Here is a 16406-nt window from a genome sequence, read left to right on the forward strand (position 1 = left end):
CCCCATCTGGGGAACAGCATTTTTTTATTTACATCAGCGGCGCGAAGACCCGCAGGACAGCCCGGTAGGCCTTCCGCCACCAGGGGAGCGCCCGGCGCTGCTCCAGGGTGATGGGTTGGCACTTCTCAAGCGTAGCCAGAAAGTCGGCCTTGATATCCCGCACTGTGGGGTCACCGCACAGCCACACACCATTTTCAAAGTGGAGGAACAGACTGCGGTAGTCCATATTTACCGTACCTACGGTGCCGTATTTGTCGTCCACGGCGAAGTTCTTAGCGTGGACAAAACCGGGTGTATACTCGTAGATTTTTACTCCGGCCTCCAGCAGCGGGCCATAGTGGGCCCTTGTGACCTCAAAGACCACTTTTTTGTCCGGGATATGAGGGGTCATGATGCGCACATCCACCCCGGACTTGGCAGCGATACACAGCGCGGTATTCATGCTGTCGTCCACGATGAGGTAAGGCGTGGTGATATAGATATAACGTCTGGCCCTGTTGATGAGGTTGAGGTAGACCGTCTGGCCCACTGCCTCACCGTCCAGGGGGTTGTCGGTATAGGGCTGCACATAGCCTGTTCCCTTGGGCGGTGTCTCCCACTTCGGACGGAAGGCGTTATAGTCCTCCATGAAGGTCTCCCGTGTATAATCCCACAGAGTGAGGAACATCACCGTCATGCTCCAGGCCGCCTCTCCGCGGACCAGAATGGCACTGTCCTTCCAGTGGCCGAAACGGACCTTTTTGTTGATATACTCATCGGCCAGGTTGATGCCGCCGGTAAAGGCCACCTTTCCGTCGATGACCAGGATTTTTCGGTGGTCCCGGTTGTTGAGCCGCAGGGACAGGATGGGGACAAAGGGATTAAAGACACAGCACCGGATGCCTGTACGCTTCTCCAGCTCGGAGGCGTACTCCCGGGGAAGGGTGAACATAGAGCCAATGTCGTCGTACATCACCCGTACGTCCACCCCCTCCTTCACCTTTTCGGTGAGGATGTCCAGGATGGTGTCCCACATGATTCCGTCTTCAATGATGAAATACTCCAGGAAAATATACCGCTGCGCCTTTTTGAGCTCCTCCACCATCCGGGCAAAGCAGTCCTCCCCCAGGGGAAAATACTCTGTTTCCGTGCCGCCATACACCGGGCAGTGGGCCATGTGCTCCAGATACCGGGCCTGATGCACAGCATCCTCGCCGAAGGTAATGAGACTGTCCGCCTTAAAATCCTGATGCAGTACCTCCAGCATCTTCTGGTCCATCCCCTCCATCTTGCGGCGGGTCCGCTTGCTCAGCTTGTTCCCGCCAAAGAGGAGATAGAAGAGCCCGCCAAAGATGGGGAAGATCAGAATGGGGACAATCCACGCGATCTTATAGGCTGGTTCACTGCTCCGGTTCACGATCCAGAAAACTGCTGCGATACTCAACGCCACGCAGATCCCGTAAAAGGGCAGGAAAAATTCGTTGAACCGCAGGAGCATGAGCACCAGCACGGCGATTTGGATGATGAGGAAGACCCCCATCAGCACCGCCCGGTGGAACAGCAGAGAAACCAGTTTCTTCATATATGCCTCACAGTGACAAGTGTTTTTACTTCGCAGCTGTTTCCCTCATCAGCCGGCCGACTTGGGCGGGCGCAGGACTACGTTTTCCGGGCCCAACAGCTCCTCCAGCTCCCGGATCAGAGCCGGATGCTGGAGGCAAAGTCCCCGGCGTTTCCTGCCGTTTTCGGCAAAATAGAAGATCACCTTCTCGGTACCGGGAAACATGAGGAAAATTTTCTGGACCCGCTCCCAGATGGTGCCATTCTCTTCCTCCAGCCTAATGTAAAGGATATTTGCTTTCGTAGTTGTTACAGCTTCTTCCCCGTTTCCCGCCTCCATTCCCAGAGGATGGACCTCGTCCACCAACAGCTGGGGAGCCTTCTCGTCCCGGACGGAGAGACGGCCGGTGACCCAGACCGGAGTGTTCTCCTGAAGCAGAGCGCCGCTGGCGCTGAGGGTACGGGCAAAGACCAGCAGCTCCATAGAGCCGGTGTCGTCCTCCAGCGTGACATAGCACATGAGGGTGTTATTCCGGGTGGTTTTGGTCTTGGCCGCTGCCACTACACCGGCCAAGGTAACCTTCTGCTCATCCCGATAGGTGTCGGGGCCGCTCTCCTTTGCAAAGTCGGCCAGAATAGCCCCCATGGGGGCGGCGTGCACCGCTTTGGCGGCCTGCCGGTACTCGTCCATGGGGTGGCCAGTGAGGTAGAGGCCGGTGGTCTCCTTCTCCATGGCCATCCGCTCCTGACGGGTGAACTCGGGCAGGTTGGGCATGGGCGGGTCGGTGACGGCGGAGGGCTCCTCTCCCCCGCCGCCGAAGAGATCGAACTGCCCCTCCAGGTTCTTCTTCCGCTGCTGGGCCACTCCGTCCAGCACCTGGCCGTACACGGCCAGCAGTTGGGAGCGGCGGTAACCCAGGCTGTCGAAGGCGCCGCACTTGATGAGGCTCTCGGCCACACGGCGATTGAGGTCGGCACCCCCCAGACGCTGGCAGAAGTCGGCGAAGGAGGTGAAATGTCCCCCCCGCTCCCGCTCGGCAAGCAGGTCCAGAATGACGCCACGGCCCACGCCCTTTACTGCCACCAGGCCGAAGCGGAGGGTGTCCCCCTCCACGGTGAAGTCGGCGCCAGAGGCGTTGATGTCGGGGGGCAGCAGATCAATACCGCTCTCCCGGCACTCCCCGATGTACTCGGCCACCTTGGCCTGGGAGTCCAGCACCGAGGTCAGAAGAGCGGCCATATACTCCCTGGGATAGTGGTACTTGAACCAGGCCGTCTGGTAGCAGACGATGGCGTAGCTCACAGCGTGGGCTTTGTTGAAGGCGTAATTGGCAAAATCGTAGATCTCGTCGTAGATATCCTGGCCGGTCTGCTCCGGGATGCCCAGGGCGATACAGCCGGGGATGTCCCGCTCCTGATCGCCATAGATGAAGGCCTGACGTTCTTTCTCGATCTGTGCCTTCTTCTTCTTGGAGATGGCCCGGCGCACCATGTCGGCCTGGCCCAGGGAATAGCCGCCCAGCTTGCGGAAGATCTCGATGACCTGCTCCTGGTACACGATGCAGCCGTAGGTCACCGACAGGATGGGTTCCAGGGCCGGATGCTTGTACCGGATGAGCTTGGGATCGTGCTTGCAGGCAATGAACCGTGGAATGGACTCCATGGGTCCGGGTCGGTAGAGTGCGATGATAGCCGTGATGTCCTCGATGTCCTTGGGCTTGAGGCCTACACACACACCCGTCATACCGGGAGACTCCATCTGGAACACACCGGAGGTCTTGCCCTCGGAGAGCATCTGAAAGACCGCCGGGTCGTTGTCCGGAATGTTGTGGATATCAAAGTCGGGCTCCTTCCGGCGGACCAGCTGGACGGCGTCGTCCAAAACCGTCAGGTTCCGCAGGCCCAGGAAGTCCATTTTGAGGAGTCCCAGCTCCTCCAGCGTGGTCATGGTGTACTGGGTGACCACCGACTCGTCGTTCTTGGCCAGGGGGACATAGTCATCCACGGGGAGCCGGGTGATGACCACACCGGCGGCATGGGTGGAGGCGTGGCGTGGCATGCCCTCGATGCTGCGGGCGGTGTCGATGAGGGTCTTGACCCGCTCGTCCCCCTCGTAGAGGTCGCGGAGGGGTTTGGAAAGCTTCAGGGCCTCGTCCAGGGTGATATGGAGGGCACCCGGACCGCTGGGCACCTGCTTGGCGATGTTGTCCACCTCGGCATAGGGGAAGTTGAGGGCACGGCCCACATCCCGGATGGCCCCCCGGGCAGCCATGGTGCCGAAGGTAACGATCTGGGCCACATGGTCGGCGCCGTACTTGCGGCAGACGTAGTCGATGACCTCCTGCCGGCGGCGGATACAGAAATCGATGTCGATATCGGGCATGGTGACCCGCTCCGGGTTGAGGAAGCGCTCGAAGTAGAGGCCGTACTTGGTGGGGTCCACATCGGTGATGTGGAGGCAGTAGGACACCATGCTGCCGGCGGCGGAGCCACGGCCGGGGCCCACGGGGATATTGTGCCGTTTGGCGTAGCCAATGAAATCGGAGACAATGAGGAAGTAGTCCACAAAGCCCATCTTACGGATCATGTCCATCTCATAGGCGAGCTGCTTCCGATAGTCCTCCGGGGCGTCGGGGTAACGCTGGGCGAAGCCGTCCAGGCAAAGCTTTTCAAAATAGGCGTCCCCGTCGGTCCAGCCATCGGGGAGCTTGAACTCAGGCAGGTGATAGGTGCCGAACTGGAACTCCACATTGCAGAGGTCGGCGATCTTCTGGGTGTTCTCCAGGGCCTCCGGGCAGTTCTGGAAGAGCTGGGCCATCTCGTCTTCGCTCTTCACATAGAACTCCTCGGTCTCAAACTTCATTCGGCCCGGCTCGTCCACCGTCTTGCCCATCTGGATGCACATGAGCACATCCTGGGTCCGGGCATCCTCCCGGGTCAGGTAGTGGGCGTCGTTGGTGGCCACCAGAGGGATGCCCGTCTCCTCGTGAAGGCGCAGCAGGCCCTGGATGATGGCCGGGTCCTCCGGCAGGCTGTGGTCCTGGAGTTCCAGGTAGTAGCCGTCCTCCCCAAAGAGGTCCCGCATGGCCAAGGCTTCCTTCTTGGCGTCCTCATACTGGCCGTTGCGGAGCAGCCGGGGCAGCTCCCCCGCCAGGCAGGCGGAGAGGGCGATGAGTCCGCCGGCGTGCTGCCGCAGCAGTTCCTTGTCGATGCGGGGCTTGACGTAAAAGCCCTCGGTGAAGCTGCTGGAGACCATGTGGCACAGATTGCGGTAGCCCTCCTCATTCCGGCAGAGCAGGATGAGGTGGCGGGGGGAGGAATCGAACTCATGCTCCTTCTGGAACCGGGTCCGGGGCGCCACATAGACCTCGCAGCCGATGATGGGCTTGACTCCCTCGGCCTTGCAGGCCTTGTAGAAGTCCACCGCCCCGTACATGACGCCGTGGTCGGTGATGGCCACGGCGTTCTGCCCCAGCTCCTTCACCCGCTTCACCAGCCCCGGGATACGGCAGCAGCCGTCCAGGAGGCTGAATTCGGTATGAACATGCAGATGGACGAAGGACATAGGGGGCCTCCTTAATTTAATGGTATCAATGGGATGAATGGTCTTGGACACGCGCCCGGAGCTCCCGCTCCACTTCCGGCAGCAGGGCCGTCAGGGTCCGCCACTGCCAGAGGGAAAAAAGCGGCAGCCAGACATAGCATAGAGTGCGCGCTGCGAAACCGTCGGCCCAGATGAGCAGGGCCAGTGTCAGCCAGAAGATGCCGTGGAGAAGAAAAAAGCCAGCCGGCAATCGCACAATCATTTCGATTTGTGTTCCGCCTTCCGATGCCGTCAGAACGGCGTCCACCTGGACATGGCCGCCGATGGGGCCGGTCCGAACGAGGCGCAGTTTATCCGGCCGAGCCCGGGCAAACCAGGTATTCCGTGCGGTCCACCGGTCCAGACGAGACCAGGGCCGGGCACCGCGGCACAAGGCTTTCTCTGTCTCCTGAGGTGTGAGCACCGTTTCCAGTATGCACCGACGTGCCATGCTCACCCCTCCCCTGCCATCTCCATCAACTTGCGGAGCCGGTGGTTGAGACAGGATTTTGTCACCGGCGGATCGCTGAGGGCGGCCAGCTGGGAGAGGGTGAGCTCCGGGTGGCTGAGGCGCAGTTCCGCCGTTGCCCGGAGCTTGTCCGGCAGGGAATCCAGCCCACGGCTGTGGGCATATCGCTCAATGGCCTCCACCTGCTCCAGGGCGGCGTCCACCGCCTTGTCCAGGTTGGCCGAGTCGCAGTTCACCCGGCGGTTGACACTCCCCCGCAGGTGCTTCTCCAGCTTGGCGTTCATGATCTCCATGGCCGACACCGGCGCCCCCAGGGCGGTGAGGAAATCGGCGATGGTCTCGCTGGGTTTGAAATAGGTGATGTAATTGGATTTCCGGGTGGTCTGCTTGGGCTCGAAGCCCGCCTCCCGCAGCAGGGCAGCCAGTTCCCGGCTCACATTGAAGTGGGTGGTACACAGCTCCAGGTGGTAGCTCTTGGACGGGTCGCTCACCGAGCCTCCCGCCAGAAAGGCCCCCCGCAGAAAGGCAGACCGGCAATGGTCCTCCTCCACCATGGCGAAATTGATGTGGTGGGCCAGAGAGGCCTCCGGCTCGTAGCCAAAGGCCTCCCGGACGGCGGTAAGCTTGGCAGGCGCGGTGAGCAGAAAGGTCTGCTTCCCCGCTGCAGAAGTCGTCACGGCGTCAAATTCCACCTTAAAGGCCCGGCGGAAGAGTTCCGGCAGGCGTTTGGCAAAGGCAGGTGAAGCGGTGACCACCTTCACCTTCTCCCGGGTGAAGCTGCGGCAGAAGAGCAGGGCGCCGTAGGCTTCCGCCCGGGCACAGCACCGCCGTGATAGCTCCCCACGGCACAGCTCTGTTTTAACTTGGTTGGAAAAGGACATAAGCGCTCCTTTTTCTCTGATGGTCATAGGCCCGGTCACTCCTCCAGCCGGAACGGGGTCTCCTCAGCGCCCAGCTCGTGGGCGATGCGGATGGACCGCTCGGCCAGCAGCTCCATGACGGCGGCTGACAGCCGGGCCACTGAGTGGCGGGCATAATCGGAGGTCTCGGAGGCCAAAGGCCGCTCTACCAGCTCCACCCCCAGAGCCTCCACCCGTTCCCGGTCGATGACGATGGGGGCGGCGTCCTCCTCCCGGTAGCGCTCCACCAGGCCGGGCCGCACCTGGGCCGAGTTGGCCAGACACAGGTCCACCAGACCAGGCCCGCCACCATGGGACAGGAGGGCGGCCACATGGTCGGCCACCGTGTAGCCCTCGGTCTCCCCGTCCTGGGTCATGATGTTGCAGATATAGACCTTCAGGGCGTCGGAGCTGCGGATGGCCTCTCCCACGCCGTCCACCAGCAGATTGGGGATGACACTGGTGTAGAGGCTCCCCGGCCCCAGCAAAATGAGGTCGGCCTCCTGAATGGCCCGAAGCGTCTCGGGGAGCGCCGGGGGCCGCTCCGGCAGCAACCGCACCCGTACGATGCGGCAGTCCTGCTCCTTCTTGAAGGCGCAGATCTTGGACTCCCCCACCACGCTCTTCCCGTTCTCAAAGGTAGCCTCCAGCTGCACGTTCTCGTTGGTCACCGGCAGCACCCGGCCCGTGATGGCCAGGACCTCGCTCATCCGGGCCACCGCCTGGTCAAAGGAACCGGTGATGCCGTTGAGGGCCGCCAGAATCAGGTTTCCAAAGGACTGGCCCGTAAGGCTCCCCGATCCGCCGGGAAAACGGTAGGTCAAAAGCTGGTTCATGATGGGCTCGGCATTGGCCAGGGCCTCCATACAGTGGCGGATATCCCCCGGCGGCGGCATACCCAGATCCTGCCGGAGCATGCCGGAGCCGCCGCCGTCGTCGGCCACGGTGACGATGGCGGTCAGGTTGCGGGTATACTGCTTCAAACCGCGGAGCATGGTGGAAAGGCCGGTACCGCCGCCGATGGCGGCGATTTTGGGTCCGTGCTCCCAGCGCTGGTCGCTGCGGCTGTACTGCTCGCTCATACTTTAGTCCCTCGTCATGTCACGGTGGCTCTCAGAGGCGTTGTACCCCTTCTGCCTGATGAAATCGGCCAAGGCCCGGGTCACCGCCACCGACCGGTGGTGACCTCCGGTACAGCCCACGGCGATGACCAATGCCGTCTTACCTTCCTCCACATAGAGGGGCAGAAGGAAGCTCAGCAGGCTCTCCAGGTGGGCCATCAGGTCCCGGGTCTGCTGGTAGCCGAAAACGAAATCCCGCACTCCGGCGTCCAGCCCCGTCTGGTGCCGGAGCTCGGCGATATAGTAGGGGTTGGGCAGGCACCGCACGTCAAAGACCAGATCTGCCTCCAGTGGGATGCCGTTTTTGAAGCCGAAGGAGATCACAGACACGCTCATGGCCGGCTTACCATCCCCCTCGCCGAAGAGACGGAGCATCTCCCCCCGCAGCTTGGCGGTGGAGAGGGCTGAGGTGTCCAAAATATACTCCGAACGCTTTCGCACCGGCTCCAACGCCGACCGCTCCAGGGCCACCGCCTCCTCCAGAGAGCGGCCGGCCTTGGCCAGGGGATGGCTCCGCCGGGTCTCCTTGTACCGCTTGATGATGGTCTCCAGGCTGGCCTCCACAAAGAGGATCTTGTAGTCGCAGCCCATGTCCTTAAGCTGGGCCAGGGCGTCAAAGAGGGCGTCAAAGGTCTGGCCGCCCCGGATATCGGTGACCAGAGCCACCTTGTCGTAGCGTCCCTGGCCCGCCATGCACAGCTCAGCAAACTTGGGAATGAGGGCAGCTGGCAGATTGTCCACCACATAGTAGCCCATGTCCTCCAGGAAGGAGGCGGACTTGCTCTTTCCGGCCCCGGAGAGGCCGGAGATCAGGATGAATCTCATGGTGCTCACCTCGCGGACCGCTTACACGCCTAAGGTGCGCACTTCCAGCTCCAGCTCCACGCCGGTCTCTCTGAGCACGGTCTCCCGCACCTGGTCGGCCAGGGTGAGCACATCCGAGCACGTGGCGTTCCCCAGATTGACGATAAAGCCGGCGTGCTTCTTGGAGACCTGAGCACCGCCCACGGTGAGTCCCTTGAGCTTGCACTCGTCGATGAGGGAAGCGGCGAAGTATCCTGCCGGCCGTTTGAAGACGCTTCCGGCACTGGGCAGGTCCAGAGGCTGCTTGTGACGGCGGCGATTGCCGAAGTCGTCCATCAGGGCCTTGATGTCCCCGCTGTCTCCAGGTCTGAGCTCCATCTCCGCCGAGAGAATGAGGCGGCTCTCATCCTGGAAGGCACTGTGGCGGTAAGAGAAATCCAGGTCATCCCCCGTCACGGTCTGCTCCTCGCCCTCGGCGGTGAGACAGCGCACCGTGCGGACCACCGCTTTCATCTCCCCGTCGTAGGCACCGGCGTTCATGGTGACAGCACCACCCACAGAGCCGGGGATACCATGGGCAAACTCCAGGCCGGAGAGGCCCTTGTCCATGGCAAAGCTGGACAGGCGGGAGAGAAGCACACCGCTGCCAGCGGTGATCATGTTGTCATGGTGCTCCAGGTTGCCCAGGCCGTCCACCGCTTTGATGATAAAGCCCTCATAGCCCTGGTCGGACACCAGCAGATCGCTGCCGTTGCCCATGTAGAAGGGGTGGATGTCGTGCTGCAGAGCGGTACGCACCGCCTTCTTGGCATCCTCCTCGGTCCGGGGCAGGGCCATAAGCCGTACCGGCCCGCCAATGCGGAAGGTGGTGTGACGGCTCATGGGCTCCTCCGCCCTCAACTCCAAATTGGGACAGGTCCGGGACAACTCCCGGAACAAAGACGCATATCGGTCCATACTCTCTTTTCCTCCTATCAATATCAACGACGCCGACGGCCGCGCCGCCCGGCGGTATGCTCAACTATGGGACAGCCAAAAGGCTATATGCTCCCAATATGAATATTATAACAGAACCAGCTCGCAAATAGAATAGTTCCGGCAAAAAAGGCCGTCCTCAGCCCGGTCCAAACAGGGCCTGGAACTCCTCCCGGCTCCCTTTGAACACGTTGAGGTCAATGCGCTCCTCTCCCCCGCTGTATCCCTCCAGCTGTGCGCTGTGGGAATACTGCCAAAATGTCCAGGGCCTCCAGAAGGGGGCCACCACCGGGCTGGAGAACCAGAAGAGGTACTCCTCATACCCATCCTTCAGATAGAGGTCATAGGAGCGGTAGGTCACGTAGAGAATGGGCTTGACCCCATAGTGCTCCTCCAACCGCTCCAGCAGTGGATCAAGCACAGCCTTCACATGGTCTTTGTCCGGCGGGTTTTTGAGGTTGTCACCGTAGAATTCAATGTCTACCACCGGAGGCAGAGCCCCCTGCGTGACGGGAACAGCGGAAATGAAATTATCGGCCTGGGTCTCACCGGGGCTGTCGTAGCTGAAGAAATGGTAGGCTCCCACCCTGACCCCGGCGGCCTGGGCATTGGCCCAGTTTTGGGCAAAACGGACATCCTGGAGAGAGCTGCCCTCGGTGGCCTTCAAGAAGGCAAAGTCCACCCCCTGAGCCGCCAGGGCAGTCCAGTCCACCTCCCCCTGGTACACCGAGGCGTCCACTCCAAAGATCTCCCACTGATTTGGGTCAGCCTCCTGGGAGAAGAGGATCAGACCACGCCAGCGGCAGAACTGAAAGGCTCCGTAGGCAAGCAGGACCAACACGGCCCCCAGCACCACCAGCCGAAACAACAGGCGCAAAACGCGGATAAGGAACTTCACAAAAAATCACCGTAATATATGATACGGCACTTTCGGTGCAAAGGCAACCGTCTTTTCTCCGTCAAGGAACTGAGCGACAAAAACAGACGGACCACCTGTGGGTGGTCCGTCTGTCATACATTTCTCTTTATTCCAGAGCGGTATAGCCCATGAGGTACTCGTCCACCTCCCGGGCGGCCTCCCGGCCCTCCCGGATGGCCCACACCACCAGGGACTGGCCCCGGTGCATGTCGCCGGCGGTGAACACCTTCCGGTCCCCGCCGCAGGCGGCGTAGCCGCCCTCCTCGGTCCTGACACAGGAGCGGGGGGTGCGCTCCAGCCCAAAGGCCTCGGGCACATAGTCCTCCGGCCCCAAGAAGCCGGCGGCGATGAGGAGGAGCTGACAGGGCAGCTTTTCCTCAGTGCCGGCCACGGGCTTGAGCTTCTCGTCCAGCTGCACCGTCTCCACGGCGGTGAGACGGCCCTCCCCGTCCCGGACCAGTCCGGTGACAGTGGTCTGGAAAATGCGGGGGTCATGGCCGAAGACAGCGGCGGCCTCCTGCTGGCCGTAGTCGGTCTTGCATATCTTGGGCCACTCCGGCCAGGGGCAGGCGTCCGTACGGTGGTCGGGGGCCTTAGGCATCATCTCCAACTGGGTGACGCTCTTGCAGCCCTGCCGCAGGGCGGTGCCCACGCAGTCGTTGCCGGTGTCGCCGCCGCCCACGATGACCACGTCCAGCCCCTTGGCAGAGACGGTGGTGGCCGCCGGGTCGCCGGCCAGAAGGGCCATGGTGGCCGCCTTCAGGTAGTCCACGGCGAAGAAGACGCTCTCCCCCTCCCGGCCCGGCACCGCCAGGTCCCGGGGGTGTGCGGCACCGCAGCAGAGGACCACGGCGTCATACTCCTCCAGCAGGGTCTGGGCGGTGATGTCCCAGCCCACGTCCACGCCGGTGCGGAAGGTGACCCCCTCCTTGGTCATAAGGTCGATGCGCCGCTGGACCACGGTCTTCTCCAGCTTCATGTTGGGGATGCCATACATCAGCAGCCCGCCGGGCCGGTCGGCCCGCTCAAAGACGGTAACGGTGTGGCCGCGATGGTTGAGCCGGTCGGCACAGGCCAGGCCGGAGGGACCGGAGCCCACCACCGCTACCGTTTTCCCGGTTCGGACACGGGGCGGACGGGGCTGGACCAGACCCTTCTCCCAGGCCTCCTCGATGATGCCCAGCTCGTTCTCCCGGACGGTGACCGGATCGCCATGGAGGCCGCAGGTGCATGCCGCCTCACAGAGAGCGGGACACACCCGGCCGGTGAACTCCGGAAAGCTGTTGGTCTTCAGCAGCCGGCGCAGGGCGTGGTCGAAGCTGCCGGTATAGATAAGGTCGTTCCACTCGGGGATCAGGTTGTGGAGGGGGCAGCCGGACACCATGCCCCCCAGCATCGCGCCCGACTGACAGAAGGGCACGCCGCAGGCCATGCAGCGGCCTCCCTGCCGCCGGCGCTCCTCCCGGCCGAGCCGGGGGTGGAACTCATTGAAGTGACGGATTCGCTCCAGGGGCGGCTGGGCGGGCTCTCCCTGCCGCGCATACTCCATAAATCCGGTAGGCTTTCCCATTACCGCTTCCCTCCTCTGGTGTTGAGATAGAAGGCCTCCACCTCGGCCTGCTCCTTGTCCATGCCCCGGCACTCCAGCGCCGCGGTGGTGCGCAGCATCCGGTCGTAGTCCATGGGCAGGATCTTCTTGAAGAGGGGCAGCCAGTAGTCCAGGTCCTCCAGAATGGCCTTGGCCCGGACGGAGCCCGTAGCCTCGGCGTGGGCCTGCAGGATCTTCTCCAAACGCTTGGCGTCCTCCCCGTCTGTGACCGGCTCCATGGAAACCAGGGTCTTGTTAAGGCGGAGGTATAGGTCCCGCTTCTCGTCCAGGACGTAGGCCACGCCGCCGGACATGCCTGCGGCGAAGTTCCGGCCTGTGGGGCCCAGAATGACCGCGCAGCCGCCGGTCATATACTCGCAGCCGTGGTCGCCCACACCCTCGGCCACCGCCGTGGCGCCGGAATTCCGGACGCAGAACCGCTCCCCCGCGATGCCGGCGATATAGGCCTCACCGGAGGTGGCGCCGTAGAGGGCGGCGTTGCCCACGATCACGTTCTCATCGGCCACGAAGGTGCTTTCCTTCGGGGGATACAGGGCCAGACGGCCGCCGGAGAGACCCTTGCCAAAGGAGTCGTTGGCGTCGCCCTCCAGCTCCAGGGACACTCCCTTGGGCAGGAAGGCGCCGAAGGACTGTCCGCCGCCGCCGGTGCACTTGATGGTGATGGTCCCCGTCGGAAGAGCATCGCCGTGGAGACGGGTGACGTCGGAGCCCAGGATGGTGCCCAGGGCCCGGTCAGTGGAGGAGACGTTCAGCTCCACATGGCCGGGGACCCCCTGTTCCAGGGACTCTTTTAGCTGTGGCTCCAGCTCCCGCAGGTCCACCGTCTGCTCCAGCTTAAAGTCATAGACGTCTGCGGGGTCGAAGTGCCGCTTAGCGCCGGCCTTCCCCCAAGGGTCAGCCAGCAGGCCGGAGAGGTCCACGCCCACCTTGTTCTCCCGAAGGGAGAGCAGGTCGGTGCGGCCCACCAGCTCGTCCACGGTGCGTACACCCAGCTTGGCCATATGCTCACGCAGCTCCTGGGCGATAAAGGTCATGAAGTTGACCACGTGCTCCGGTTTGCCCTGGAAGCGCTTGCGCAGCTCCGGGTCCTGGGTGGCCACGCCCACGGGGCAGGTGTCCAGGTTGCACACCCGCATCATGACGCAGCCCATGGAGACCAGGGGGGCGGTGGCAAAGCCGAACTCCTCGGCGCCCAGCATGCAGGCGATGGCCACGTCACGGCCGGACATGAGCTTACCGTCGGCCTCCACCGCCACGCGGGAGCGCAGGCCGTTGGCCATGAGGGTCTGGTGGGTCTCTGCCACACCCAGCTCCCAGGGGAGGCCGGCTCCGTGGATGGAGGTGCGGGGAGCCGCGCCGGTGCCGCCGTCGCTGCCCGAGATGAGGACCACCTGGGCGCCCGCCTTAGCCACACCGGCGGCGATGGTGCCCACTCCCGCCTCACTGACCAGCTTCACCGAGATCCGGGCCCGGCGGTTGGCGCACTTGAGGTCGTAGATGAGCTGGGCCAGGTCCTCGATGGAGTAGATGTCGTGGTGGGGCGGCGGAGAGATCAGAGTGACACCGGGTGTGGAGTGGCGGCACTTGGCGATCCAGGGGTACACCTTCCCGCCGGGCAGGTGCCCGCCCTCGCCGGGCTTGGCGCCCTGGGCCAGCTTAATCTGGATCTCGTTGGCGCTGACCAGGTAGGCGCTGGTGACGCCGAAGCGGCCGGAGGCCACCTGTTTGATGGCGGAGTTGCGGTCGGTCCCCAGGCGCTCGGGCTCCTCGCCGCCCTCGCCGGAGTTGGAGCGTCCGCCCAGCATGTTCATGGCCTTGGCCAGACACTCGTGGGCCTCCCGGGAGATGGAGCCGTAGCTCATGGCCCCCGTCTTGAAGCGCCTGACGATGGAGGACACCGGCTCCACCTCATCCATGGGGATGGGCTCCTTGGCGTAGTTGAGCTCCAGGAGCCCCCGGAGGGTCCGGGGCTTGGTCTGGTCATCCACCAGGGCGGTATACTGCCGGAAGAGGCCATAGTCCCCACGGCGCACCGCCTCCTGGAGGAGGTGGATGGTCTGCGGGGTGTAGAGGTGTTCCTCTCCCTCGGCCCGGGCCTTATGACAGCCCAAGGAGTCCAGCTCCAGGTCCACCTCCAGGCCCAGGGGGTCAAAGGCCTTGGAGTGAGCACGCTCCACCGCCGCGCCGATCTCCTTGAGTCCGATACCGCCCACACGGGAGACGGTGTTGGTGAAATAGCGGTCGATGACCTTCTTGGAGATGCCCACCGCCTCAAAGATCTGGGCGGACTGGTAGGACTGGATGGAGGAGATGCCCATCTTGGAGGCCACCTTCACGATGCCGTGGAGGACGGCGTTGTCGTAGTCGGCCACGGCGGCGTGGAAGTCCTTGTCCAACTGGCCGTCCTCGATGAGGGAGACGATGGTCTCCTGGGCCAGGTAGGGGTTCACCGCCCGGGCGCCATAGCCCAGCAGGGCGGCGAAGTGGTGGACGTTCCGGGTCTCGGCGGACTCCAGGATGATGGACACTGCCGTGCGCTTCTTGGTGCGGATCAAATGCTGTTCCATGGCGGACACCGCCAGCAGGGACGGGATGGCCATGTGGTTCTCATCCACCCCCCGGTCGGAGAGGATGACCACGTTGGCCCCGCGGCGGTAGGCACGGTCCACGTCCAGGAAGAGGCGATCCAGGGCCTCCTCCAGGGAGGAGCCCTTGTAGTACAGGATGGACACCGTCTCCACCTGGAAGCCGGGCCGTTTCATGGCCTTGATCTTGATGAGGTCGGTGGAGCTCAGGATGGGGTTGCGGATCTGGAGGACCCGGCAGTTCTCCGCCTTCTCCTCCAGCAGGTTGCCGTCATCGCCCACATAGACGGCGGTGTCGGTGACCAGCTCCTCCCGGATGGCGTCGATGGGGGGATTGGTGACCTGAGCGAAGAGCTGACGGAAGTAGTCGAAGAGGGGCCGGTCCTGCCGGTCCAGCACCGCCAGCGGGATGTCGGCACCCATGGATGCGGTGGGCTCGGAGCCGTCCCGGGCCATGGGCAGTATGGTGTCCCGCACGTCCTCATAGGTGTAGCCAAAGGCCTTCTGGAGCCGCTGAAGCTCCTCCCGGCTCCGGGACTCCACCCGGCGGTTGGGCAGGGACAGGTCGGCCAGGCCCACCAGCTCCCGGTCCAACCACTCGCCGTAGGGCGCCTTGGCGGCCTGGGTCTCCTTGAGCTCCCAGTCCCGGATGACCCGCCCGGCCTTGGTGTCGGCCAGGATCATCCGGCCCGGGCCCAGCCGGCCTTTCTCGGCCACCAGCTCCGGGGGCAGGTCCAACACGCCCACCTCGGAGGCCAGGATGAGCCGCTGATCGGTGGTGATATAGTACCGGGCGGGACGCAGACCGTTACGGTCCAGCACCGCGCCCAGAAGATCACCGTCGGAGAAAAGGACCGCCGCCGGGCCGTCCCAGGGCTCCATGAGGGTGGCATAGTAGCGGTACATATCCCGCCGGGCACGGGACATGGTCTTGTCCTCCTGCCAGGGCTCCGGGATGGCCGCCATGACGGCCAGAGGCAGCTCCATACCGGACATCATCAGGAATTCCAGGGTGTTGTCCAGCATGGCCGAGTCAGAGCCCTCCACGTTGATGACGGGATAGATCTTGTCCCGCTCTCCGTCCAGCAGCGGCGAGAACATGGTCTCCTCACGGGCCAGCATACGGTCGGCGTTGCCCCGGATGGTGTTGATCTCGCCATTGTGGGCCAGCAGCCGGTTGGGGTGGGCCCGCTCCCAGGAGGGATTGGTGTTGGTGGAGAACCGGGAGTGGACGATGGCGATGGCAGAACGGCAGTCCTCGTCCTGGAGGTCCAGATAGAAGGCCCGCAGCTGGTTCACCAAAAACATACCCTTGTAGACGATGGTCCGGCTGGAGAGGGAACAGACATAGGTGTCCTTATCGGTGTGCTCAAAGGCCCGGCGGGCCACGTACAGCTTCCGGTCAAAGAGGAGCCCCTGCTCCACTTCCTCCGGCCGCTTCAGGAAGGCCTGCATGATACAGGGCATTTTGGCCAGGGCCCGCTCCCCCAGTACGGAGGGGTCCACGGGCACCTCACGCCAGCCCAGCAGCTCCAGGCCTTCGGCCGCCGCTGCCCGCTCAAAGCTCTTCTGGGCCCGGCCCCGGAGCAGCACGTCCTGGGGCAGGAAGAACATGCCTACGCCGTAGTCACGCTCCCCGCCCAGGGCAAAGGGCACCGTCTTCGCAAAAAAGTCATGGGGGATCTGGAGCAGAATGCCCACGCCGTCACCGGTCTTGCCCTCGGCGTCCTTACCGGCACGGTGCTCCAGCTTCTCCACGATCTTCAGGGCATCATCCACCGTCTGGCGGGTCTTCCGGCCCTGGATGTCCACCACGGCACCGATGCCGCAGGCGTCGTGCTCCAGCGCCGGGTTGTAGAGCCCGGACCGCTGAAAGCCCTCACTTCTGGTCTTTTTCATCTCC

General features: G+C 63.3%; 10 protein-coding genes. All 10 read right to left on the minus strand.

The genetic code is table 11. The features are described from left to right. Window positions 1–28: 28 nt before the first annotated feature. Window positions 29–1561: a cardiolipin synthase gene (gene cls, locus E0E29_RS12715; RefSeq protein ID WP_130850152.1), complete on the minus strand. Its 1533-nt coding sequence runs from the start codon at window positions 1559–1561 to the stop codon at window positions 29–31. A 48-nt stretch (window positions 1562–1609) separates the two neighbouring features. Beyond that, window positions 1610–5104, minus strand: coding sequence for a DNA polymerase III subunit alpha (locus E0E29_RS12720; protein WP_130850153.1), 3495 nt, complete (start codon window positions 5102–5104; stop codon window positions 1610–1612). A gap of 25 nt (window positions 5105–5129) precedes the next feature. Beyond that, on the minus strand, window positions 5130–5573 hold the full coding sequence (locus tag E0E29_RS12725; protein WP_130850154.1) for a hypothetical protein: 444 nt from the start codon (window positions 5571–5573) through the stop codon (window positions 5130–5132). A 2-nt stretch (window positions 5574–5575) separates the two neighbouring features. Continuing rightward, the gene (gene whiA, locus E0E29_RS12730) at window positions 5576–6499 is read right to left on the minus strand and encodes a DNA-binding protein WhiA (RefSeq protein ID WP_242622495.1); all 924 of its coding nucleotides are present in this window, start codon (window positions 6497–6499) and stop codon (window positions 5576–5578) included. Window positions 6500–6507: 8 nt separating this feature from the next. Continuing rightward, the gene (locus E0E29_RS12735) at window positions 6508–7572 is read right to left on the minus strand and encodes a gluconeogenesis factor YvcK family protein (RefSeq protein ID WP_130850155.1); all 1065 of its coding nucleotides are present in this window, start codon (window positions 7570–7572) and stop codon (window positions 6508–6510) included. Window positions 7573–7575: 3 nt separating this feature from the next. Next, window positions 7576–8436, minus strand: coding sequence for an RNase adapter RapZ (gene rapZ / locus E0E29_RS12740; RefSeq protein WP_130850156.1), 861 nt, complete (start codon window positions 8434–8436; stop codon window positions 7576–7578). A 21-nt stretch (window positions 8437–8457) separates the two neighbouring features. After that, window positions 8458–9372 (minus strand): UDP-N-acetylmuramate dehydrogenase, encoded by a 915-nt coding sequence (murB, locus tag E0E29_RS12745; RefSeq protein ID WP_130850157.1) that lies wholly within the window; start codon window positions 9370–9372, stop codon window positions 8458–8460. Window positions 9373–9529: 157 nt separating this feature from the next. After that, complete coding sequence (locus E0E29_RS12750; RefSeq protein WP_130850158.1) at window positions 9530–10288, minus strand: GH25 family lysozyme; 759 nt, start codon at window positions 10286–10288, stop codon at window positions 9530–9532. Between the two features lie 127 nt (window positions 10289–10415). Further along, entirely contained in the window at window positions 10416–11879 is a 1464-nt protein-coding gene (locus E0E29_RS12755) for a glutamate synthase subunit beta (protein WP_130850159.1), read from the minus strand. Continuing rightward, window positions 11879–16402 carry a glutamate synthase large subunit gene (gltB, locus tag E0E29_RS12760; protein ID WP_130850160.1) on the minus strand — a complete coding sequence of 1508 codons (4524 nt, stop codon included), beginning with the start codon at window positions 16400–16402 and terminating at the stop codon, window positions 11879–11881. Before gltB ends, E0E29_RS12755 begins: the two co-directional genes overlap by 1 nt. Window positions 16403–16406 lie beyond the last annotated feature (4 nt).

Source organism: Intestinimonas timonensis (genome assembly GCF_900626145.1).
In the GTDB taxonomy this organism is placed as follows: domain Bacteria; phylum Bacillota; class Clostridia; order Oscillospirales; family Oscillospiraceae; genus Intestinimonas; species Intestinimonas aquisgranensis.

Coding starts and splice junctions, on each gene's coding strand:
- rapZ (WP_130850156.1), bottom strand. CDS start 8,436: ATGAGATTCATCCTGATCTCCGGCCTCTCCGGGGCCGGAAAGAGCAAG.
- gltB (WP_130850160.1), bottom strand. CDS start 16,402: ATGAAAAAGACCAGAAGTGAGGGCTTTCAGCGGTCCGGGCTCTACAAC.
- E0E29_RS12755 (WP_130850159.1), bottom strand. CDS start 11,879: ATGGGAAAGCCTACCGGATTTATGGAGTATGCGCGGCAGGGAGAGCCC.
- E0E29_RS12735 (WP_130850155.1), bottom strand. CDS start 7,572: ATGAGCGAGCAGTACAGCCGCAGCGACCAGCGCTGGGAGCACGGACCC.
- whiA (WP_242622495.1), bottom strand. CDS start 6,499: ATGACCATCAGAGAAAAAGGAGCGCTTATGTCCTTTTCCAACCAAGTT.
- murB (WP_130850157.1), bottom strand. CDS start 9,372: ATGGACCGATATGCGTCTTTGTTCCGGGAGTTGTCCCGGACCTGTCCC.
- E0E29_RS12720 (WP_130850153.1), bottom strand. CDS start 5,104: ATGTCCTTCGTCCATCTGCATGTTCATACCGAATTCAGCCTCCTGGAC.
- E0E29_RS12725 (WP_130850154.1), bottom strand. CDS start 5,573: ATGGCACGTCGGTGCATACTGGAAACGGTGCTCACACCTCAGGAGACA.
- cls (WP_130850152.1), bottom strand. CDS start 1,561: ATGAAGAAACTGGTTTCTCTGCTGTTCCACCGGGCGGTGCTGATGGGG.